Origin of the sequence: Aeromonas lacus, from assembly GCF_000764665.1 — a bacterium.
Taxonomy (GTDB): domain Bacteria; phylum Pseudomonadota; class Gammaproteobacteria; order Enterobacterales; family Aeromonadaceae; genus Aeromonas; species Aeromonas lacus.
The window spans coordinates 145,136-166,249 of sequence record NZ_JRGM01000130.1 but is presented as its reverse complement, the minus strand read 5'-3'; the positions used below and the strand labels follow the sequence as shown (position 1 = coordinate 166,249).

Below are 21,114 nucleotides of genomic sequence, written 5' to 3'. Positions count from 1 at the left end.
CTCCCTCACCAAGCCAACTCGTGGCCTCTACTGGGAGCGCTGGAGCTGGCTGGCAATCAGGGAAGGGTGATGGAGAGGCAGGCCCCTACAGCACGTTGAATAGGCTCTGCTCTTGATACCAATGGCATTGCGCAGGAAAGTAATCTAAGCAACAAGACACCGGTTTGAGGTCGGTGTCAGGTGATAATTAGATCTGTACATCCTCGGCTGCACCTTCACCAGGCTAACTAATTGCTCTTTAGCATAAGCGCAGGTGCTGGCTTACCAGCAGGATAGAGTAATAGATGCATAGGCCTCTCGAAAAGTAAATCATAAGGCGCGATTTCCATATCTTTCAGATGATTTTCGAGAGGTCATAGATGCCACTAGTTTTCCACGTAAAAGTTAGCCAGAGGCCAATACCAGCGCAGGAATTGAGATATTTGAGAGTTTATATGAGTAAGGGTGATTCTGCAGGAGGATTGGGAGGCGTGCGATCAGCTGCAGATGAACGGCTCCATCGCCGAACATGCGGCGCTGCACGAGATTGGGGAAGTGGGTAGCCGTCTCTACCGGCGCGGCAGCGATCTCGCCAAACGGCTGGAGGTGCTGACCGGCATCCCCACCTACTACTACCTCTACCGGGTGGGGGGCGTGAGCGCGGCCGAGGAGAAGGCGCGCCCCTGCCCGAGCTGTGGTGGCGAGTGGGCGCTGGCAGCGCCGCTGCACGAGATCTTCGACTTCAAGTGCGACAGCTGCCGGCTGGTCTCCAACCTCTCCTGGGATTTCAAGGATTAAGCGCACACCCAGCCCGTGACGCCATAAAAAAGAGCCTTGCCGCGTGGCAAGGCTCTTTTTGTTTCGATATTCATTTCGGCATTTCGTTTCGAGATCTGTTCCGCCAAGCGGTGGTGGCTCGAACAGCACTATTGCGGCAGGGTCTCCAGCCGCTCCAGAAACGCCGGCAACGAGGGTGCCAGCGGCAGCCTACGGCCGGAGTCAAGCCACTCCAGCCACACCTGACCACTCTCGTTATCAAGGGAGATCAGGGTCATCTCGTTGCGGGTGGTCGCAAGGAAGATGGAGGGGGTGCGCTTGAGCTTGCGCAGCATCAGCAGATGGCCGATGAGGTTCTCCTTGAGCAGGTCGAGATCCGCCTCGTTCCACGGCAGGATCAGCTCAAGACGCAGCCCCTTGAAGAGGCAGGGGACAGGGCGGCTGAACCAGTGGCCAAACAGGGTGGTCGCCGCAGGATGAAGCTGCAGCTCCAGCGCCTCGTTCATGGCGGTGAAATCGCCGGGCTCGCTGCGCAGATGGGGACGCCAGCTGATCTGACCGTCGACCGGCTCGCCAAGCTGGCAGGGAGAGCGCCACTCCGACTCCCACTGGCACAGGGGCAAGCCTCGTCTGGCCTCGCCGTCACGCTGCCAGCGGGTAAAAAAGTGCTTCAGGGCAGACAAAACTTGATCCGACATCGAAAATCCCCACAATTGCTGGCAAAGTCCGCTATTGCACCATCAAACCGGGTGACAGACAAGGTTGCCAGCGCCCCGTTGCATCTCGGGATTATCCCCCGCGGGCAAGGCTGCGAGCACGCTCTGGCCACGCAATGGCCCGCTTCCTCCCAATCATGATGAACACATTAGGTGAGCAAACCTGTGAGCAAACAAGATAGATACGCCGGCGCCAGCGCCCTCAAGGGCTTGAGCCTGGGCCAGCAAGCCGACTACATCAGCCAGTACACCCCCTCCCTGCTGCAGCCGGTTCCCCGCAGCCTGAACCGGGATGACCTCAAACTCGGTAATGACCTCCCCTTTACCGGTTGCGATGTCTGGACGCTCTATGAGCTCTCCTGGCTCAACAGCAAGGGCAAGCCGATGGTGGCCGTTGGCGAAGTGACCATTCCGGCCACCAGCCCGAATCTTATCGAGTCCAAATCGTTCAAGCTCTACCTCAACTCCTTCAACCAGACCCGCTGCGACTCCATCGATGCGGTGGCGGCCATGCTGGAGCAAGATCTCGGCGCCTGCGCCGGTGAGCCGGTCAAGGTGACCCTGTTCCCGCTCGATCGCGCCCCGCACCAGATCGCCACCCTGCCCGGCGAGTGCATCGACGAGCTGGATATCGAGGTCGATAACTACGAGTTTGATGCCGACCTGCTGCAAGGCGCTGCCTGCAGCGAGCTGGTCGAGGAGACCCTGCACAGCCACCTGCTCAAATCCAACTGTCTGGTCACCAGCCAGCCGGACTGGGGCTCTGTGGTGATCCGCTACAAGGGGCCGAAACTGGATCGGGAGAAGCTGCTGCGCTACCTCATCTCGTTCCGTCAGCACAACGAGTTCCACGAGCAGTGCATCGAGCGCATCTTCATCGACCTCAAGCACTACTGCCAGCCGGAGCAGCTCACCGTCTATGCCCGCTATACCCGTCGCGGCGGCCTCGACATCAACCCGTTCCGCTCCGATTTCGAGGCGGTTCCCGCCAATCTGCGGCTGATCCGTCAGTAAAACGGGCAGACAATAGAAATGAGAGGGCGTCGGTTGGACGCCCTCTTCTTATCTGCAGGGGAAGCATGAGTAAACTCTGGACGCACAGGGGGGCGTTGGATAACATGCCCTCACCCCTGTGCCGTCCTTAATCCAATGAATCAACTGTTTTTTCTGGCCATGATGATGTCCTCCCTGTCCGCTCCGAATCTGGATCTGGACAAGGAGCAGCTCTCTGTCGACCTCCAGCAGGCTCAGTCGCTGGTTCAGACCGATCCCGCCAGATGCGTCCAGATCACCTCTGCCTTCCTGACGCGCGCAGCCAACAATCCCCAGCAGATCATCAGCAACCGGCAGGAGTTCGGCTATCGCGAGCCGATCCTGAACTACAGCACCATCGCCCAGTCCGTCGGCGCCTATCTGCTCAAGGGGGAGTGCCTGTTGCAGCTGGGCCAGTATCAGGCCACCCAGCAGGCGCTCGACAAGGCGATGGAGCTGGCTGACAAGGAGAATCTGCCAGAGCTCAAGGTGCACGGCCTCTATCTCAAGATCCGCAGCCAGCTGCTCAAGCCTGACAGCCAGAGCAGCAGTCGCCCTTTGCTCAGCGAGCTTGAGGAGCAGCTGACAGCCCCCAACCTCAAGCAGAGCCAGCTGCAGATCTACAGCCGGCTGCTGCACACCAGCTATGACATCGACAATCAGCAGCTCGAGGATGCCAAAGTCCATCTGGCCGAGGCGCGCAACTGGGCAGCGAAAGCGGGCTATCCGCTGGCCAGCGCCTGGGTCAGCGCCATCAGCGGCGATCTCTATCGAGCCCTGCAGCAACCCCAACTGGCCCTTGGCGAATATATCGATGCCCAGCAGCAGGCGAGAAATCTCAACGATCCGCTCTTCCTCGGCCTGCTCTCCAACCAGATCGTCAAGCTCTACCAGCAGGAGCAGGAGCCCCAGAAAGCGCTCCAGTATGCCAATGAAGCGGCCAACTACTTCCACTCCATCGGTAACCCCTCCCTGCTGTGCGACTCGCTCATCGTGCTGGCGCGCCTCAACCGGGATCAGGGTGATCTCAATCTGGCGCTGGTCTACTTCTTCAATGCCCTCGACCTCATCGATGAAGGGAGCAACCGGCCACAGTCCTCCCTGCTCAAGTACGAGATTGGCAAGACCTACCTGCAAAGCGGCAACCTCTCGCTGGCCAGCAACTACCTCAATGCGGCGCGCCAGTCCCATGAGCTGAACGATGCCAAAGAGCCGCTCATCGATACCCTGCTGCTGCTCGGCGAGCTCTATCTGAAAAAGCAGGAGGCCGCCATCGCCATCCTGCAGCTGGAGAATGCCCGGGCACTGGCCGACCAGATCGGCGATACCCGCCGCCAGTACGAAGTGTTCCGCCTGCTCTCGCTGGCCTACGAACAGAAAGGATTCCTGCGCCAGGCGCTGGACAGTTACAAGCGCTTCCACCGACTGGGTGAGGAGGTACGCCAGCAGGAGATCGCCCAGGAGCAGGCCGCCATCCGTGACAACTATGTCCACGTCGAACGGGTGCAGCACATCAAGGAGCTGGAGCAGCAGCTAAGCCAGAGTCAGCACCAGCAGGAGCGCTATCTCTGGTCGAGCATCACCACCAGCCTGCTGCTCGCCCTCTTTATCTATCTCTTCTTTACCCTCTGGCTCAAGCTGCGCACCGCCCGTCTGCAGGCCAAGCGAACCGGTGAAGCCCTGCTGATAGAGCCCCGCTCTGGACTTGCCAACTGGCAACGTCTGATGAACCGCTGGCCGCGGGAGATGGCCAAACGCCAACTCAAATCGGAGCGCTGGTATCTGAGCGAAGAGCCCACCAGCGAATTTGACGACAAGCTGCACTACCTGCTGTTCCGGGTCCCCTTCCTGCTAAATGTGCGGGAGCAGCACGGCTATCAGGCCAGCAGCGAGATTGAACAGGCCTTTGGCGCCTATATCGAGACTCTGACCCCGCAGGATGGCCGCATCTACGATTTGCGCGAAGGACACCTGCTCTATGTGGTACCGCAGCGGCATGTAGCCAATCTGCATCAGTTGGCCGGCGATCTGCTGATCGCCATCGCCGCCTTCCCCTGCGACTACCCCATCGATCGCCGGGTCAGCCTTGGCATCGTCAGCCACCCCTTCCTGCCGAAAGCGGCGACCGCACTCGATCACCATGGCCTGTTTGACCTCTGTTATCTCGCCCTGTCGGGAGCCATTCAGCTCAGTGAAAAACACCAGCAAAACGTCTGGCTGGAGCTGGCCGCCATCGATTGCCAACAGGCAGCATTTTTTAATGGGGATGTGTGGCAATGCGCCCTGATGGCAATTGACAAGGGACTGGTAAAAGTCAATTCTTCTCATGAAAAGCAATGGGTTAATTGGCACCAGCTTGCAAGGAAGCAAGACACCGGCCCACAACCGTAAAATAGATAACAGACGAGGCTCGATAACGGGTTCGGTCACTGTTGCTATCTGACACGAAAAACAATAATGACAACAGGGCGACCTGATAATGAATGACATCGCTGCCGTAGCAGGACAATTGGCAAGGCTAAGGGAATCCCTTCAGCAGAAACAGCTGGAACTCGACGGAGTACTCTCATTCTCCGATGCCGAGCGGGCCCGCGGCATTCAGTTTATCAACAAGCTGATGCTCTCCTGCCGTGGCTTCGACCGAGAGCTGGACAACCGCTTCGCCAAACTCAAGCAGAAACTGGATAATAATCCCGCTTTCACCGCCCTTGACGCCGATCTGCTGGCTATCGAAAAACTGCTGCAACAGCACAGCAATGCCATCGAAGAGTCGATGACCCTGACTCAGGCCGCCATCGATCTGGGCTCCAGGCAGCTCAAGACCATCAAAGGCTTCCCGGAAGAGACCCGCAAATCCCTCAAGGAGTTTTTGGCCAGCCCCGCCGGTTACGGCATTGCCGACCATCAGAAGAAGGTGATCCGGCTGCTGGAGTTCTACCAGCAGGCCATCAAGATCCAGCTGCTGCCAAGCCAACCCCTGCAGGTCAATCAGGAGCAATCGACAGCCGAGAGTGAATCGAACCCCGGCGAGCCGCAGGCAGAAAACGATGCCTTCGATCTCAAGGAGCATGTCCGTCTTGCCGACGAATTGCAGCGTCTCATCACCGAGCTCGATTTTGCCGGTTCCATCGGCGAGAGCCTGAGTGACATTCGCCGCCAGCTGCTGATCGGGATCAACCCGGCCCTGCTGGCCGAAACCAGTCTGCAGGTGATCGAACTCATCATCGAGGGCACCCGTGAAGAGCGTAAAGCCTCCCGCGCCTTCCTGAGCACCCTCAACGAAAGCCTTTCCGCCGTTCACGTCGGTTTTACCGAGTCGCTGGATGAAGGGCGCGCCCTGCACAACGAAACCAAAGAGACCCGCGAGGCGCTGGTGAACGAGTTGCAGGCCATCGATCAGACGTTGGCCAGCCACAACACCCTCGATGCACTCAAAGAGGCAATTTCCGGCCATATGGGGGCCATCAACCAGCTGTTGCAGGAGCGCGAAAACACAGCGGCAAGGGAGCGCCATCTGCTCACCCGCCTCTCCACCATGGAGTCCAAGCTCAGGTTGATGAAGGAGGAGACCGCCGAGTACAAGAAGCGGCTCACCATCCAGAAGCACAAGCTGTTCCTCGACAGCCTGACCCAGGTGCACAACCGGGCAGCCCTCGACGAACGGCTGGAGCAGGAGTACAAACGCTGGCTTCGCTATCGCACGCCGCTCTGCATGGCCATTATCGACATCGATCACTTCAAGAACATCAATGACAACTACGGTCACATGGCGGGTGACAAGGCGCTGAAAGTGGTTGCCAAGGCGCTGCAAAGTGCTCTGCGTGACACCGACTTCATCGCCCGTTTCGGCGGCGAGGAGTTTGTGGTGCTGCTGCCCAACATCAATCCGGACAAGTTCCAGAAGCCCCTTGAAACATTGCGCCAGACCATCAAGAGCATTCCATTCCGCTTTCGGGATGCCAAGGTGGAGATCACCATCTCCATCGGCGCCACCCTGTTCAAAGAGGGGGACAACCCGTCCGATGTGTTCGAGCGGGCGGACAAGGCGCTCTACCACTCCAAGCATACCGGTCGGGATCAAGTGACTCTGGCCTGACGAGCGGTCAAAAAAACAGCGAACAGTCGTCCCCCTATTTCCCTCCCCCCTCAGTTACCACTACTATCGAAGTCAGGGGATGCAAGAAGGCATCCCCTTTTCTCCCCAGGGAAAAGCACAACGATAACAAGATGAGTAAAGGGGAACCCTATGATTACGCATATAAATCCGGTCGGCAGCATGGATTTGCTGTCACAGCTTGAGGTCGATCGCCTCAAGCAGACAGCCTCCAGCGATATCTATCAGCTGTTTCGCAACTGTTCGCTGGCGGTGCTCAACTCTGGTAGCCACACCGATAGCTCCAAAGAGATACTTGAGCGTTTCAAATCGTTTGATATTCACGTGATCCGGCGCGAGCGCGGGGTCAAACTCGAGCTGTTCAACGCGCCGGAACACGCCTTCGTCGATGGCGAGATCATTCGCGGCATTCAGGAGCACCTCTTCTCGGTGCTGCGCGACATCCTTTATGTCTCCAACCAGCTCGAATCGAACCGTCAGGTCAATCTGACCAATTCAACCCACATCTCCAACGTGGTCTTTGCCATCCTGCGCAATGCCAAGGTGATCCAGCCCGGCGCCGATCCCAACCTGATCGTCTGCTGGGGCGGCCACTCCATCAACGAGATCGAATACCAGTACACCCGGGCAGTCGGCAACGAGCTGGGTCTACGCGAGCTCAACATCTGTACCGGCTGTGGCCCGGGCGCCATGGAAGGCCCGATGAAGGGCGCTGCAGTCGGTCACGCCAAGCAGCGGGTACGCAACGGCCGTTACATCGGCCTGACCGAACCCTCCATCATCGCGGCCGAGCCGCCCAACCCCATCGTCAACGAGCTGGTGATACTGCCGGATATCGAGAAGCGACTGGAAGCCTTCGTGCGCCTCGGCCACGGCATCATCATCTTCCCGGGCGGAGTAGGTACGGCAGAAGAGCTGCTCTATCTGCTCGGCATCATGATGAACCCGGCCAACGAACGCCAGCCGATGCCCATCATCCTGACCGGCCCGAAAGAGAGTGCGGACTACTTCCGTGCCATCGACGACTTCGTCAAGGCGACCCTCGGCGAACCGGCCACCCGTCTCTACCGGATCATCGTCGGCGATGCACCGGAAGTGGCGCGGGTGATGAAAGAGGCGATGCCGAAAATTCGCGAATACCGCAAATCGGTCGGCGATGCCTACTCCTTCAACTGGTCGCTCAAGATTGAGCCGGAATTCCAGCTCCCCTTCGAGCCGGATCACGCCAACATGGCCAGTCTGGACCTGCACCGCAACCAGCCACCCCAACTGCTGGCGGCCAACCTGCGTCGAGCCTTCTCCGGCATCGTCGCGGGCAACGTGAAAGAGGGCGGCATTCGCGCCATCGAGAAGAAAGGCCCCTTCAAGCTGCACGGCGACAAGGAGCTGATGCACCTGATGGACAAGCTGCTGGAGAGCTTCGTCAAGCAGCAACGGATGAAGCTGCCGGGCAGTCAGTATGTGCCTTGCTACGAAATCGTCCGCTGACGGGGACAACAGGTAAATCGAGGGGCGCAATGCGCCCCTCTCTTTTGCCACTCAACTGCCAGCGACCATCAATCCCCCATCAGGCCCGCTGGTTTGTTACAATGGGGCGTTCCGACTGCCAAGAGTGCCCCATGTCAAATCCAAGGCCACACCTGCTTATCATCGATGCCCTCAACCTCATCCGCCGTCTGCATGCGGTGCAATCGCAGCAGGCGCTGACTCCTGCCCAGGCACTGGTTGCCACCCGTGCCAACCTCGTCAATACCTGCCGCAAGTTGCTGGCCAATAGCGAACCAACCCATGTCATCGCTGTTTTCGACGGGGAAGTGCATAGCTGGCGCAAGGAGATCTACCCGGCCTACAAGGAGGGGCGAACGCCCATGCCCCTCGAGCTGCGTGAAGGGCTGGGCACACTGCAGGATGCCTTCTGGGAGTGCGGTATCGATGCCCTGCTTTCGGAAACCGACGAGGCCGACGATCTCATCGCCACCCTTGCCTGCGGCATTGCCCAACACGGGGCAAGGGCCACCATCATCTCCACCGACAAGGGGTTCTGTCAGCTCATCTGCCCGCAGATCCAGATCCGCGACTACTTCAACAAGCGCTGGCTGGACGCAGCCTTTGTCGAGCAGCAGTACGAGGTAGCGCCGACACAACTGGTCGATTTCTGGGCGCTGACCGGTATCGGGGGCTCCAACATCAAGGGCGTTCCGGGGATTGGCCCCAAGACAGCTACCCAACTGCTGCAGCAATATGGCGATCTGGCCACCATGCTAGCGGTCAGCGAGCAGGAAGAGTCAGCAAAAGCACTGCTCAAGCTGCGTCAGCATAGGGAAGAGGCGCTGCTGGCCCAGCGATTGGTGCGGTTGCAACAGGATATTCCGCTGGGATTCAACCTGCGGGACATCCGTTACCCGCCCCAGCCCGAATAACGCCCGAACAAAAATGCAGGCAAGGGCGCGAACCATGACGAGACTCACCCTCGCAGTTGATGAAAATGAGTAGAATGTAAAGGAATGTGGTTGGATTGCTAAGTAAATGATATAAAGCAGCCCCATCCTCCCCTATACCCTGGAAGTGGAACCCTCTCATGTCCAAAAGAACAATTACCGTTATCCCGGGCGACGGCATTGGCCCCAGCATCATCGAATCAGCCATCCAGATCCTGACCCACGCAGGCTGTGATTTCGAATATGAGTATGCAGATGCGGGTCTGGTTGCCCTTGAAAAACATGGCGAACTGCTGCCACAGGCGACGCTGGATCTGATCGAGAAGAACAAGGTCACCCTGAAAGGTCCGCTCACCACTCCGGTTGGCGGCGGTTTTACCTCCATCAACGTCTCCCTGCGCAAGAAATTCAACCTCTACGCCAACGTGCGCCCGGTCATCTCCTTCAAGGGTACCAAGAGCCGTTACGAAAATATCGACATCATCACGGTGCGCGAGAATACCGAAGGGATGTACTCGGGCGCTGGCCAGAAACGCAGCGATGACAACAAGAGCGCCGAGGCGATGAGCATCATCACCCGCGAAGGAGCCGAGCGCATCGTCAAATTCGCCTTCGAGCTGGCCCGACAGGAAGGACGCAAGAAGGTCACCATCATCCACAAGGCCAACATCCTCAAGTCGACCTCCGGCCTGTTCCTCGAAGTGGCTCGTGAAATCGCCAGCCACTACCCGGACATCCAGAGCGAAGAGATGATCGTCGATGCCGCCTGCATGAATCTGGTGATGTATCCGGAGCGCTTCGATGTGATGGTCACCACCAACCTGTTTGGCGACATTCTCTCGGATTTGTGCGCAGGTCTGGTTGGCGGTCTGGGCATGGCGCCGGGTGCCAATATCGGCGATGGTGCCGCCATCTTCGAAGCTGTGCACGGCTCGGCGCCGGATATCGCAGGCAAGAATATCGCCAACCCGACCTCGGTGATCCTCGCCTCCATCCAGATGCTGGAGTACCTCGGCATGCAGGATAAAGCAGAGCGGATCCGCGAGGCGGTACGCGCAACTATCGAATCAGGTGATCGGGTTACCCGGGATCTGGGTGGCAGTGCCTCTACCAGCGAATTTACTCAGGCCATCATCGATCGGTTATGAGTTAATCCATTGATATTGAAAGGGAGCTTCGGCTCCCTTTTTTATATGCACAACCCCCTTACCCAGCCGGACATTGCCGTCTATGTTCAATGAAGAGGCGACAGGGAGGGTCTCCGATGCGTACTACCGGAATGGTATTTTTGACAGGGTTGTTGCTTTTGACTGACCGGGCTGTCGCATTGGAAAACAGCACCAATCCGGGGGCCATGCTCCCGCGCCAGCAGGCACTGACCAGTCGCGAAGTGTGGCGCTCTACGTTGGATACCAACGATCTGCTCAAAGCTCCCAAACCGCTCTCGTTCGGCATCGAAGTCACCACCGACAACTACGGCAACCAGCAGATCACCTCCTACCCGCAGCTCAATCTCACTCTGGAAAAGGGTGTCAGCCTCTCTTTCGAACGCTACAAACCCAAGGTCAAGTTCAGAACCGGCACCATGAATACGGCGATCAAACTGAGAGGCAACGGGGTAAAGCTGCAACTCAATCCGGTCGACAAGAGCATTCCCCTCGAGATCGAACTGAAAGTAACCAATGACGAATCCTCCCTGCGCGTCGATTATCGCTTCTAGCCAGTGAAAGATAGCAAAAGACCGGTGAGTTTCCTCGCCGGTCTTTTACTATCTCGGATGTGCGCTCTGTCTATCAGACCTTGGGCTGCAGCTTGGAAACCCAGTACTTGTTGTAGACATGCACGGTGATCTCTTCACGATCGTGGTAGAGCTGCTTGGCCTGGATCACGAACGCGTTGTCGATCTCCTTGAGCATCTCACGCAATACCTCGATATTGTGCACCGATTCGGCATAACGCTTCTTCATCGGCAGCTTGAGGTTGAACATCGCCTCCTGGCAATCATTCTCCCGGAACCAGTCCGCAATCATGTGAACGACACGCGCCGGTTTATCGACCATGTCGCATACCAGCCAGTAGGTGTTCTTCTTGCTCGGACGCCAGACAAAGCCGTCATCGCGCACATGTTTGACCTGACCGGTATCCATCAGAGATTGCGCCATCATGCCGTTGTCGACCGCCGTCACCATCATGCCACGGCGCACCAGCTGATAGGTCCAGCCACCCGGGCAGGCGCCCAGATCCACCGCCTTCAGGCCGGAGCAGAGACGCGTATCCCACTCTTCTCGCGGCACGAACACGTAAAACGCCTCTTCCAGCTTGAGGCTGGAGCGGCTCGGCGCATCGGCCGGGAAGCGCAGACGCGGGATCCCCATGTGGAATCCGGAGTTGTTGAAGGAGTAGGAGTAACCCAGCAGCACGTGATCATTGGCCATGAAGAAGGCGTGGAACACCGGGCGGTTCGGAGTCTCCTTCTTGGTGAGGATCTCGTTGTTGCGCAGCGCCTGACGCAGCGGCACGGTGAACTTGCGGCAGAAGGCCGACAGCTCTTTCGCTTCGTTGGTGTCAGCGGTCTCTACCCGCAAATCGCCACAAATGGTGTATTCGCGAACAGCGTCGATGATGGGGGTGATCCGATCCGCAACATCCAGATCCTTCAGGTCGTGGGTGACCACCAGCATCTGACGGATAAAAATAAGCTCGCGGAATGGCAGCTTGCGAGCCAGCAGATCCGCCTGCTCCTCGTCATACAGTTCGAATATCACATAACCACTGTCGTCCTTGACCCGTGCGAAACCGTAGCACTGCATGTTACCGGCACGCTCGGTGATCTCTGCAGCCGCCTCTTTCTCAAAACCGGGGCGGCAATAAAGCAGCAGATTATTCATTTTTTCCTCCAAGACGACAGCCAGCCCAAATAAGAGCCGCCCATCCCAACATAAAACAGAGGCCACCGGCCGGGGTAATGAGCCCCAGCCCTTTGCTGCCAAGCAGCACCATGGCGTAAATACTGCCGGAGAATCCCAGGATCCCCAGCACAAATGCGGTGCCGGCAACGGTAATCACCTTGCTGCGCACCCCGCACCAACCCAGTACCAACAGGGCCAATGCGTGAAAAAACTGATACTGCACGGCGGTATTAAAGGCCGCCAGACGCTCGGGAGCAATGCCGGTGGCGGCCAGTCCGTGGGCGCCGTAAGCCCCCAGCATGGTTGCCGTCAGCCCGAAAAAACTGGCCAGTACCAGCCAGTGTCGATGGATACTCATCCTGACTCTCCTTCTGTAATTCCCCGACGCGTCAAACCGGCGCCGGCAAGGCACCAATGAATTGCCGTATCCGGCTGGCGGCCTGTTGCAGATTATCCTGCTCGCAAAGACCACTACTCTTTCTCGGCTTGAAACCATGATCACCATCGGTCAGCCAGTGGACCGATACGGCGGATGAGAAAGGAAAATCGGCCAGTTCGACGCGAGAACCGAAAGTGTCGCGCTCCCCTTGCAGCAGCAGGGTCGGCGTCTTGATCTGCTTGAGTACCTCACCCCGCCAACGGTCGGGCCTGGCCGGGGGGTGGAAAGGATACCCGAGAATGAGCAAACCTGCAGCATTCATCTCGCAATAGATCTCGTCACTGATCTCGGCCGCCATCCGCCCTCCCATCGACTTGCCAGCCAGAAACAGCCGGGGATGGGCAAATTCCCGCACCACCTCGCGCCAGTGGGCAAGCAAGACGGGTTGTCGGTCTGGCGGGCGACGCTTGCCATCCAGAGCTCGCTTGCTCATATAGGGAAAGTTGAAGCGCACCACCTCGATATCCGGCCCGGCCAGCAGGCGCGACAGCTCGGCGAGAAAGGTATGTTCCATTCCGGCGCCGGCACCATGTGCCAATAAAATGCGAACGGGGGCATCAACTGCCCCCTCACGGATCACCTCATGCATCGGCGAGTCGCGCTCTGCGGCGGGCCTCTTCCTGCTCCACCAGCTCCAGCATCCAGTCGCGAAAGGCTACGATCTTGCCCTGATCAGACTGCTGCTCCTGACAAACCAGATAGAAGGCATTTTTGCTCACCAGCACCTGCTCGAACGGACAGATGAGGCGGCCAGCCTCAATCTCGGGCTGAGCCAGCACGCTGTGGCCAAGTGCCACTCCCTGACCGTGGATCGCCGCCTGGATCACCATGGTGGAGTGGCTGAAGATGGGGCCCTGATTGACGTTGGGCGCATCGATATCGAGCTGGCGGAACCACGCCTTCCAGTCGCGGCGGGAAGTGTCGTGCAACAGAGTGTGCAAGGTCAGATCCTGCGGAGTGCGCAGTGGCTTCGGGCCAGTCAGCAGCAAGGGGGAGCAGACGGGGATCAGGTATTCGGTGTGAAGCTTGTCCGAGCGCAGACCCGGCCAGTTGCCGCGGCCGTAGTAGATCGCCACATCAACATCATCGGTCAGGGAGCCTTCATCCAGATCGACCGCCTTGATCCGCACATCGATGTCGGGATGGCGCTCGCTGAACTTCACCAGCCGCGGCACCAGCCACTGGATGGCAAAACTCGGCTGCAGGCTCACCGTCAGCGCCCCTTTGGCGCTGCGCGCCAGCAGCTTGTCGGTCGCTTCCGAAATGGAGGCGAAGATATCCTTGATATCGAGGAAGTAGCCCTGCCCCTCTTCCGTCAACAGCAGAGAGCGGTTCTTGCGGCGGAACAGCTTGATGCCAAGATACTCCTCCAGCGCCTTGATCTGATGACTGATGGCAGCCTGGGTAACGAACAGCTCTTCCGCAGCCCGGGTAAAGCTTAAGTGACGAGCCGCAGCTTCGAACGCCTTGAGGGCATTGAGCGGGGGTAAACGACGAGACATGACACCAGCCGACGATGAGTTTTTCTAATGGGGCGCATTATAATTTGTCGGTTGCGGGTCGACCAGTGAATAAACATAATTCGCCCAGCAATCAGTCGCCATATGGCTCACATTTTCTACTACATGTTGGTTTGCATGGGTTTTTCGTGAGTCGTTCGACTGTGATTGTGGTGTTGTGTTTCTTCCTCTGCGGGAAGAGGGGTTTAAATCTTATCGATTTGACCCAGTCTGTCATCTGAATGTGTTTGGCGCCTCCTGTCGGATGGCGCCTTTTTTCATTCCCCTACACCTTGAACTGACCCACCAGTTGCTGCTGCTTGTCGGCCAGTGCCGACAACTCACGACCGTTTTCGGCGGAAGTCGCCGCCTCGGCGCGAATGGTGTGGCTCACATCGCGAATGTTGCTGACGTTGCGATTGATCTCGTCAGCTACCCGGCTCTGCTCCTGCGCCGCCCGGGCAATCTGCTCGTTCATCTGGTGGATGGTGGAGACAGACTGGATGATCTGCTCCAACACCCGCACCGAAAGATCGACCTTGCCAAGGGTCTGGTCAGCCTGACCATGACCATCGTGGATCGCCTTGACCACGGCCCCGGTGCCGGACTGCAGCTCGCTGATCAATTTCTGGATCTCGACAATCGCATTCTGGGTTCGTCCCGCCAGATTGCGCACCTCGTCCGCCACCACGGCAAAACCACGGCCCTGTTCACCGGCCCGAGCAGCCTCGATGGCCGCATTGAGCGCCAACAGGTTGGTCTGCTCCGCAATGCCCTGGATCACGGTGAGAATATCGTTGATATTGTCACTGTTGGCGGAGAGCCGCTCAACCACCGGCAGCGCGTTGTTGATGATGGCCATCAGCTTGCGCATCGCCTCCTGGGTATCGGCCACAACATACTTGCCCTCTTGGGCAGCTGCGTCGGTTTCATTGGCCGCAGCAACCGCCGAGGAGGCGTTACCAGAGACCTGCAGAGCTGTTGCGCTGAGCTCTTCAAAGGCCGTAGCGACCAGATCGACCTCCTGATACTGGGTCTGCATGCCGGTGCTGGTACGCTCGGCGACATGCGCCGCCTGCTCGGCGCTGGTACGGGTTCCTTCTACCGTGGCGATGACCTGACTGATGGTCGATTGCAGTTTGTTGAGAAAGCTGTTGAACCACTTGGCCAGCTCGCCGATCTCGTCCTGACGATGGATTTCGATGCGTTGGGTCAAGTCCCCTTCACCAGTGGCAATATCCTTGAGTCGGGCAACCACGGCACGGATGGGGGCAACGATTTGACGGGCCATCAGCCAGATAAAGCTCAAGGCCAGCAAGGAGATAAGCGCACCAATCCCAAGCTGGGTGGCGACGCTGCGGCTCGATTCACTGGCGAGATCCTCTTGCAGCTGCTGTGCCGATGCCAGCACCACGGCTCGGGGCAATTCGATATAGATGCCCCACTTGCGATCGGTACCACGCATGGTCACGGGGACAAAGGTTTGCAGTATGGAGCCGTCGCTGCTCCAGCGGCTCAGCTCCTGCCCTTGGTTGAGCCACCCTTTCAGGTCAGCAGCCAACCCCTGATACTTCTGATCCAGCGCTCGCCCCAGAGTGACATCGAATTGATCAGCCCCTGCCACACGCCCTTCATGGCTGACCAGCAAAATCCTGCCTTTGCCGTCATAGAGCTCCTTGTCCATCGCAGAAACCAGATTTTGCAACGCAGTCAAAGAGATATCGACGCCAACCATCCCCAGCAAGTTGCCGTTATCCAGCAGAGGGGTGCTCACCGACGTGATCAGAACCTTTTTATCGCCGACATCATCCAGATATGGTTCAAGCAGGCAGAGCGCCTTGGTACGGATGCTGCAACGATACCACTCGTTTTCAACGCCGCCAGATGCGGTCGGTGTTTCGTCAGCCAGCACATCCTCGTTTTGCACTTCAGGCACCAGCTTGCCGTTGTCATAGGCCCAATAGGTGGAGAAACGCCCTTTATCATTGGAGCCAATATCGCTGGAGCCCTGATAGTTGCTGTCCTCCCCGTCCAGCTGATCGGGTTCAAACACTGCATAGACACCGAGCAAATTGGTGGATGAGGCCGCGGCATCGTGCAGCTGCTGGTTGATGGCGCCACGTAGCGCCTCGGAATGGACAAAGTTGTCTGCCGCATTCTTGCGCTGGAACAGCACATTTTCAGCGAGCAGAGTCGCCCGGAAATAGGCCTCGTCCAGATAACTGGTCACCTTGGCAGCCTGCTCCGCACCCATCGCTTTCATCCAGTTTTCTGCCGATTGCTGTGCCTCGTGCATTGTTGCTTGTCGCACTTGCTCCTGCATCTTGTTGGCATTGTAAAGAGATGAAGCAACCAGAGCGGCAGCGGTAACCAACAAACAACAACCGGCAATCAGGGTGATCCGACCCTGGACAGAAAGAGCACTCATGCCAATATTCCTAACGTCATAGCGATATGGATAGTTTATCGACTTTATAAACAAAAACTTAACTATCTCAGAGCAAATCCAGCGATAGTTGGTTAACTTCTCCCTCTTTCGGCAAACCTACCACCAACCCCAGTAGACGCACCGATCGCCCTTGCGAACGCAGCAACCCCTCTTTTAATAAGGGTATAAACAACTCGGCCTGATATCCTCCCTGACTGCGATAAACTGTTGTCTGGTGAAAATCGGCAAATTTGAGCTTGATCCCCTGCCCCATGAGCTGTTCTGCCGGGCAGACCTGCTGGAAGCGGCGCTCCAGCTCGGGCAACAGTCGATTTAGCACCTCCATGCAGGCCAATTCATCACAGAGATCGCTTGCCAGTGTGGTTTCCACGCCCACCGTCTTGCGGATCCGCTGTGCCTGCACCGGCTCTTCATCCAGACCCCAGATGCGGCTCGTCAGCATCTCGCCCAGCTTGCCAAACCGGCTTTGCAACTCCTCAGGCGCCAGGGCGCGGGCATCCTCACAAGTGAACAGACCTTGCGCCTCCAGCCGTTCTGCCGTCTTGCGCCCAACGCCGGGCAACTTGCCAAGAGGAAGCAGGCAGGTAAACGCCTCCACCTCGTCAGGGCGGATAATGAACAGACCATCCGGTTTGCGCTGTTCCGAGGCGAGCTTGGCCAGAAACTTGTTTGGCGCTACGCCAGCCGAAGCGGTCAGTCCCAGTTCGGTGACGATGGCATGACGGATCTCCCGGGCCATCAGGGTTGCACTGCCACCACAACAGCCACAGTGAGTGACATCGAGATAAGCTTCATCCAGCGACAAGGGCTCCACCTGATCGGTATAGCGATGAAAAATGGCTCTTAGCTGGCGGGAAATATCCTTGTAGAGCGCCATCCTTCCCGGCAACAGCACCAGCGGCGGACAGAGCTTTTTCGCCAGCGCAGTGGGCATGGCCGAGCGCACACCAAAGCGGCGGGCAACATAATTGCAGGTCGAAATGACGCCACGCCGCTCGGATGCCCCCCCTATCGCCAGCGGTACTTCCCGCAATGCGGGGTTATCCCGCATCTCCACCGCAGCAAAAAAACAGTCCATGTCGATATGGATGATTTTGCGCATACCACTGTATAAATAAACAGACATCGCATCATATTACTGCAAGCCTAGGAGGAGCTCTATCTCAATCAATGGCTGCGTTCCTGTTAGACTCCAAAGAGACCTCATCAATCACTGCAACAAGGAGTGTTGGCAATGAAATACCTCTGGTTGGGACTCTGTCTGCTGCCGCTCGCCGGGATCGGCAAAAACAATCCGACCGCCGAGTGCCGTTGGCTCTACGATCGCATCGCAGCACTGGAACAAGCCATCAAGAAGGGGGACAAGCTGGGTACGCAGGAAGAGCTCTCCCGCTGGCGCACCGAGTTCAACGAGAAACAGTGCAAAGAGTACGACTACTGACCCGGGTTATCGTCCGGGCATAGAAAAACGGGCCCCTGCCGATATGGCAGGGGCCCGTTTTTAGGCAAGATGAAAGCCCAGATAAAGGCTCATGAAGCAGATAACCCTTCGCTAAGGCAACACCATAGGCGCTGCAACCGCCGCAGCCAGCTCATCACTACGCAGCACCCGCACCAGTTCGAGGGCAAACTCGATGGCGCTGCCCGGCCCCTGGCTGGTGATCAGGCGATGCATCTCATCCCTTACGACCCGAGCGGTGGAGAGCTGCGTTGCCGGCAACTGAGCCTGAAAAGCGGGGTGACAAGTCACGCAAGCCTTATCCAGCAAGCCGTGGTGGTGCAGCACAACGGCAGGAGCTGCGCAGATGGCAGCTCGCCAGCGACCAGCGCTTGCCTGCGCACTGAGCAGCTCGATGGCAAGCGGGTTATCGCGGATCACTTCGCTGCCAGGCAGACCACCTGGCACCACGATAGCCTCGAAATCACGAGGTGCCAGCTCATCGATATGGCAGTCGGCCACCAGCTTAACCCCGCGCGATGCCTTGATCTGGCGCTTGCCAAGCGGGCAACAGGAGGCCAACACCACCTCCAGCTGGGCACGCACCAAGGTATCGACAATCGCCACCGTCTCGATCTCTTCAGACCCGGGCGCTACCAAGACCAGTACGCTCATCTTTGCCTCCTTGCTGTTGACCTCGTCAGACTCAGGCTGTCTGACTCTTCTCTTTGACCGCCTGATAGAGCCCCTGATTGACCGGTACCGCGATGCCATGCTCGGCCGCTTTGGCCAGGAGGAATCCGGTGATCGCTTCAATCTCGGTCTCTCGACCCAGCTCCATGTCCTGACACATGGAGGAGTAGTTGTCGGCGGTCAGCTCGACCACTGTCATCACCCGGCGCAGCAGCTCTTCAGCGGTCGTGACAATGCCTTGTGCGCTCATCACATCGGCCACCTCGACGCAGACCTGCTGCAGTGCATCGGCAAAACGGGGGCCTGCCAGCTCGCCATTTTTCAGCTTGTGCAACGCAGTCAGCGGGTTGATGGCGCAGTTGATAGCCAGCTTTTGCCACTGACGCTGCAAAATCTGCTCATCCCAACCGGCCTGACCGAGCGCCAGTGCCAGTTCGTCAGCCAGAGCGGCATGTGCCCTGGCGGCTTCATTGACCGGCCCGAGCCAGGTTTCGCCCTTGCCGGTGTGGCGAAACACGAAATGGCCCAGCTGCATGGCACCATGGCTGGTCACCCCGGCAATAACCGGATTGTGGGGGAACATGGCAACAACCTGCTCGGCAATCCCCATGCCGTTGTGCAGCAGTATGATGGGCACTCCGGCATCCAGCTTGCCAACCAGCGGCACCAGTGCGGCCACCACCTGACTGGCTTTGGTCATCACCAGCAGGCGCTTGATCTTGCCCGGTTTGCTGGCGAAACCACGCTCGATATTGAGCAGCTGAACGTGCCCTTCCAGCGAGGTGAAATCAAACCCCGGATGCAGGGTGGATTGATGATGCTCGCGCAACAACACTCGGGTTGACTGACCGCTTTGGGTCAACAGGGAGGCAAAAACGCCGCCGAGAGCACCGCAACCCAATATGGACCATTGAGTGGTGGCAGGCTGTCGGGAATTCTTTAATCCGCTTGGCATGGTGTGACTCTGTCAGGGTAAGGGTTGCAATCCTCTCAACCTGTTACCGGGGATAAGTGAAGCTGTCGCTGGCGGACACTATCGGGTCCACCCATCCTGTGCGCACAGGATTCTAGCAGAGCAGCCCCATCAAAATCAGCAAATTTGCCTTATTTCTGGTAGATTTGGCCCCCGATAACGCAACATGAGGAGCCCGGCTATGCCGTCATTCGATATTGTCTCTGAAGTCAAAATGAACGAGGTGTTGAACGCCGTCGACAACGCCAATCGTGAACTGGCCACCCGTTTCGATTTTCGTGGGGTAGAAGCCAGCTTCGAGTTGAACAAGGAAGAGGTCAAGCTGGAGGCGGATGCCGATTTCCAGCTCAAGCAGATGGTTGAAATCCTGCGTGGCGCCCTGCTCAAGCGCAATATCGAAAACAGCTCGATGGACGTGGGCGATTCCGTTCACTCCGGCAAGCGCTTCCATCTGACCGTCAAGTTCAAGCAGGGGATCGACAAAGAAGTGGCCAAGAAGCTGGTCAAACTGATCAAAGATTCCAAGATCAAGGTGCAGGCAGCCATCCAGGGTGATGAAGTGCGCGTCACCGGCAAAAAGCGTGACGACCTGCAAGAGGTGATGGCGATGGTGCGTGGCGCCGAGCTGGGCCAGCCGATGCAGTTCCAGAATTTCCGCGACTAAATCATTCTGTTGCGTGGCGCCTCAATCGAGCGTGTCACGCATAAGCGCGAAAATAAAAAACCGGAGCCAAGGCTCCGGTTTTTTTGCACCTGAAGTTTGATTAGAACTTGTAGGTAACAGAGAAGTAGTGACCGAAACCGGTAGTGCTCAGACCACCAAACGCACCATTGTTGATACCATAAATTTCGTTGAAGTACTTCAGGCCGTAACCGACAGCGTAACGATCGGAGTGCCAGTAGATACCATGGAAAGTCCCAAGACCATTGGAGCTCTGGTTGTCATTACCATGAGTATCTTTATCAAACAGATAATCCAGATAGCCCTGATAGGATACGAAGCTACCGTTGGAGAAGGTGTAGAAAGGCTTGAACCAGTTCATTGAGAACTGATAACCGTTCCAGTCGCCCTCTTCCTCTGCGAAGCCACTTTCAGTTGCATGACGAGCATACAGGTTCATACCTACTTTGCCGAACCAAGGCACTTGCACATCAGCACCCAGACCGATCATGTTTTCCATCATATTGCCATCGGTACCGTGTCCGGTTTCAACGTTGTTCAAAGTGGCAATATAGAGTTCCTGCACGGGGCCAAAGGAGAGATCTTTACCGGTCAGAGCATCCAGAGAGAGACGCGGTGCAAACTTCATGAAGATGTTGCTGCCATTGTGTTTGTCACTGTGGCTGCTTTGGAAAATATCAAATACGTCTACATAACCATACAGGTCAAACAGACCAGAGCGACCGCCAAATTCCATTTCCAGATAGGTGTCGTTATAACCATCTTTCGCGCTCATAGGACGCTGGTCGATGGTGTGCATTACGTTGAACTGCATCCACTTGAAGTCGTTCTTGTGGATGTCACCGCTGTAGTCAGCAGCGAAGGCCGGAGTGGCAGCAGCAGCCATCAGGCCGGCAGCGATCAGAGTCTTGGTAAATTTGGCCATTTTTATTGGTCTCTTGTGCGTTAGTTGAGGTTTTCCGTAGCCTGCCCACAA

At 57.5% G+C, this 21,114-nt stretch carries 19 protein-coding genes and 1 pseudogene; 10 read left to right on the top strand and 10 right to left on the bottom strand.

The genetic code is table 11. From position 1 onward, the window contains the following. Window positions 1-453 precede the first annotated feature (453 nt). Window positions 454-777: pseudogene (locus tag LG31_RS0109545) on the top strand (DUF2310 family Zn-ribbon-containing protein); the annotation flags it as partial. Window positions 778-905: 128 nt separating this feature from the next. Here the strand turns inward: LG31_RS0109545 and syd are convergent. Continuing rightward, window positions 906-1,454, bottom strand: coding sequence for a SecY-interacting protein (gene syd / locus LG31_RS0109540; RefSeq protein ID WP_033114237.1), 549 nt, complete (start codon window positions 1,452-1,454; stop codon window positions 906-908). 183 nt (window positions 1,455-1,637) lie between these two features. Here syd and queF point away from each other — a divergent pair, with 183 nt between their 5' ends. The 7 genes from queF (at window position 1,638) to LG31_RS0109505 (ending at window position 10,776) form a co-directional block, all read left to right on the top strand. Next, window positions 1,638-2,486, top strand: coding sequence for an NADPH-dependent 7-cyano-7-deazaguanine reductase QueF (gene queF / locus LG31_RS0109535; RefSeq protein WP_033114241.1), 849 nt, complete (start codon window positions 1,638-1,640; stop codon window positions 2,484-2,486). Window positions 2,487-2,621: 135 nt separating this feature from the next. Beyond that, entirely contained in the window at window positions 2,622-4,895 is a 2,274-nt protein-coding gene (locus LG31_RS0109530) for a tetratricopeptide repeat protein (RefSeq protein WP_033114236.1), read from the top strand. Between the two features lie 88 nt (window positions 4,896-4,983). After that, window positions 4,984-6,600, top strand: a complete 1,617-nt coding sequence (locus LG31_RS0109525) for a GGDEF domain-containing protein (RefSeq protein ID WP_033114235.1) — start codon at window positions 4,984-4,986, stop codon at window positions 6,598-6,600. A 150-nt stretch (window positions 6,601-6,750) separates the two neighbouring features. Beyond that, window positions 6,751-8,106, top strand: a complete 1,356-nt coding sequence (gene ppnN, locus LG31_RS0109520; protein ID WP_033114234.1) for a nucleotide 5'-monophosphate nucleosidase PpnN — start codon at window positions 6,751-6,753, stop codon at window positions 8,104-8,106. Window positions 8,107-8,237: 131 nt separating this feature from the next. Next, window positions 8,238-9,038, top strand: coding sequence for a flap endonuclease Xni (xni, locus tag LG31_RS0109515; RefSeq protein WP_033114233.1), 801 nt, complete (start codon window positions 8,238-8,240; stop codon window positions 9,036-9,038). Between the two features lie 158 nt (window positions 9,039-9,196). Beyond that, window positions 9,197-10,204: an isocitrate dehydrogenase gene (locus LG31_RS0109510; RefSeq protein ID WP_033114232.1), complete on the top strand. Its 1,008-nt coding sequence runs from the start codon at window positions 9,197-9,199 to the stop codon at window positions 10,202-10,204. Window positions 10,205-10,320: 116 nt separating this feature from the next. Then, entirely contained in the window at window positions 10,321-10,776 is a 456-nt protein-coding gene (locus tag LG31_RS0109505) for a hypothetical protein (protein WP_238567512.1), read from the top strand. A 73-nt stretch (window positions 10,777-10,849) separates the two neighbouring features. On the opposite strand, the gene rlmM is transcribed toward LG31_RS0109505, so the two are convergent. The 6 genes from rlmM to dinB form a co-directional block, all read right to left on the bottom strand. Continuing rightward, window positions 10,850-11,944, bottom strand: a complete 1,095-nt coding sequence (gene rlmM, locus LG31_RS0109500; RefSeq protein ID WP_033114230.1) for a 23S rRNA (cytidine(2498)-2'-O)-methyltransferase RlmM — start codon at window positions 11,942-11,944, stop codon at window positions 10,850-10,852. Then, entirely contained in the window at window positions 11,937-12,323 is a 387-nt protein-coding gene (locus LG31_RS0109495; protein ID WP_033114229.1) for a DUF423 domain-containing protein, read from the bottom strand. Before LG31_RS0109495 ends, rlmM begins: the two co-directional genes overlap by 8 nt. Window positions 12,324-12,354: 31 nt before the next feature. Continuing rightward, window positions 12,355-12,993: an alpha/beta fold hydrolase gene (locus LG31_RS0109490; protein WP_033114228.1), complete on the bottom strand. Its 639-nt coding sequence runs from the start codon at window positions 12,991-12,993 to the stop codon at window positions 12,355-12,357. Further along, window positions 12,986-13,906 carry a transcriptional regulator GcvA gene (locus LG31_RS0109485; RefSeq protein ID WP_005338622.1) on the bottom strand — a complete coding sequence of 307 codons (921 nt, stop codon included), beginning with the start codon at window positions 13,904-13,906 and terminating at the stop codon, window positions 12,986-12,988. The genes LG31_RS0109490 and LG31_RS0109485 overlap by 8 nt, the downstream gene beginning before the upstream one ends. Before the next feature lie 283 nt (window positions 13,907-14,189). Beyond that, window positions 14,190-16,331 carry a methyl-accepting chemotaxis protein gene (locus tag LG31_RS0109480; protein ID WP_033114227.1) on the bottom strand — a complete coding sequence of 714 codons (2,142 nt, stop codon included), beginning with the start codon at window positions 16,329-16,331 and terminating at the stop codon, window positions 14,190-14,192. 67 nt (window positions 16,332-16,398) lie between these two features. Further along, on the bottom strand, window positions 16,399-17,454 hold the full coding sequence (dinB, locus tag LG31_RS0109475) for a DNA polymerase IV (protein WP_084059585.1): 1,056 nt from the start codon (window positions 17,452-17,454) through the stop codon (window positions 16,399-16,401). 132 nt (window positions 17,455-17,586) lie between these two features. On the opposite strand from dinB, the gene LG31_RS0109470 reads away from it, so the two are divergent. Then, window positions 17,587-17,793, top strand: a complete 207-nt coding sequence (locus LG31_RS0109470) for a hypothetical protein (RefSeq protein WP_033114225.1) — start codon at window positions 17,587-17,589, stop codon at window positions 17,791-17,793. Between the two features lie 111 nt (window positions 17,794-17,904). Here the strand turns inward: LG31_RS0109470 and LG31_RS0109465 are convergent, their stop codons facing one another. Next, entirely contained in the window at window positions 17,905-18,465 is a 561-nt protein-coding gene (locus LG31_RS0109465; RefSeq protein WP_033114224.1) for a DJ-1 family glyoxalase III, read from the bottom strand. A 31-nt stretch (window positions 18,466-18,496) separates the two neighbouring features. After that, a complete protein-coding gene (locus tag LG31_RS0109460) occupies window positions 18,497-19,438 on the bottom strand; it encodes a ketopantoate reductase family protein (protein ID WP_033114223.1) in 942 nt (313 codons plus the stop codon). A gap of 199 nt (window positions 19,439-19,637) precedes the next feature. Here LG31_RS0109460 and LG31_RS0109455 point away from each other — a divergent pair, with 199 nt between their 5' ends. Beyond that, complete coding sequence (locus tag LG31_RS0109455; protein ID WP_033114222.1) at window positions 19,638-20,120, top strand: YajQ family cyclic di-GMP-binding protein; 483 nt, start codon at window positions 19,638-19,640, stop codon at window positions 20,118-20,120. A gap of 100 nt (window positions 20,121-20,220) precedes the next feature. Here LG31_RS0109455 and LG31_RS0109450 read toward each other — a convergent pair whose 3' ends face one another. Continuing rightward, on the bottom strand, window positions 20,221-21,063 hold the full coding sequence (locus LG31_RS0109450) for a nucleoside-specific channel-forming Tsx family protein (protein ID WP_033114221.1): 843 nt from the start codon (window positions 21,061-21,063) through the stop codon (window positions 20,221-20,223). Between the last annotated feature and the right edge of the window lie 51 nt (window positions 21,064-21,114).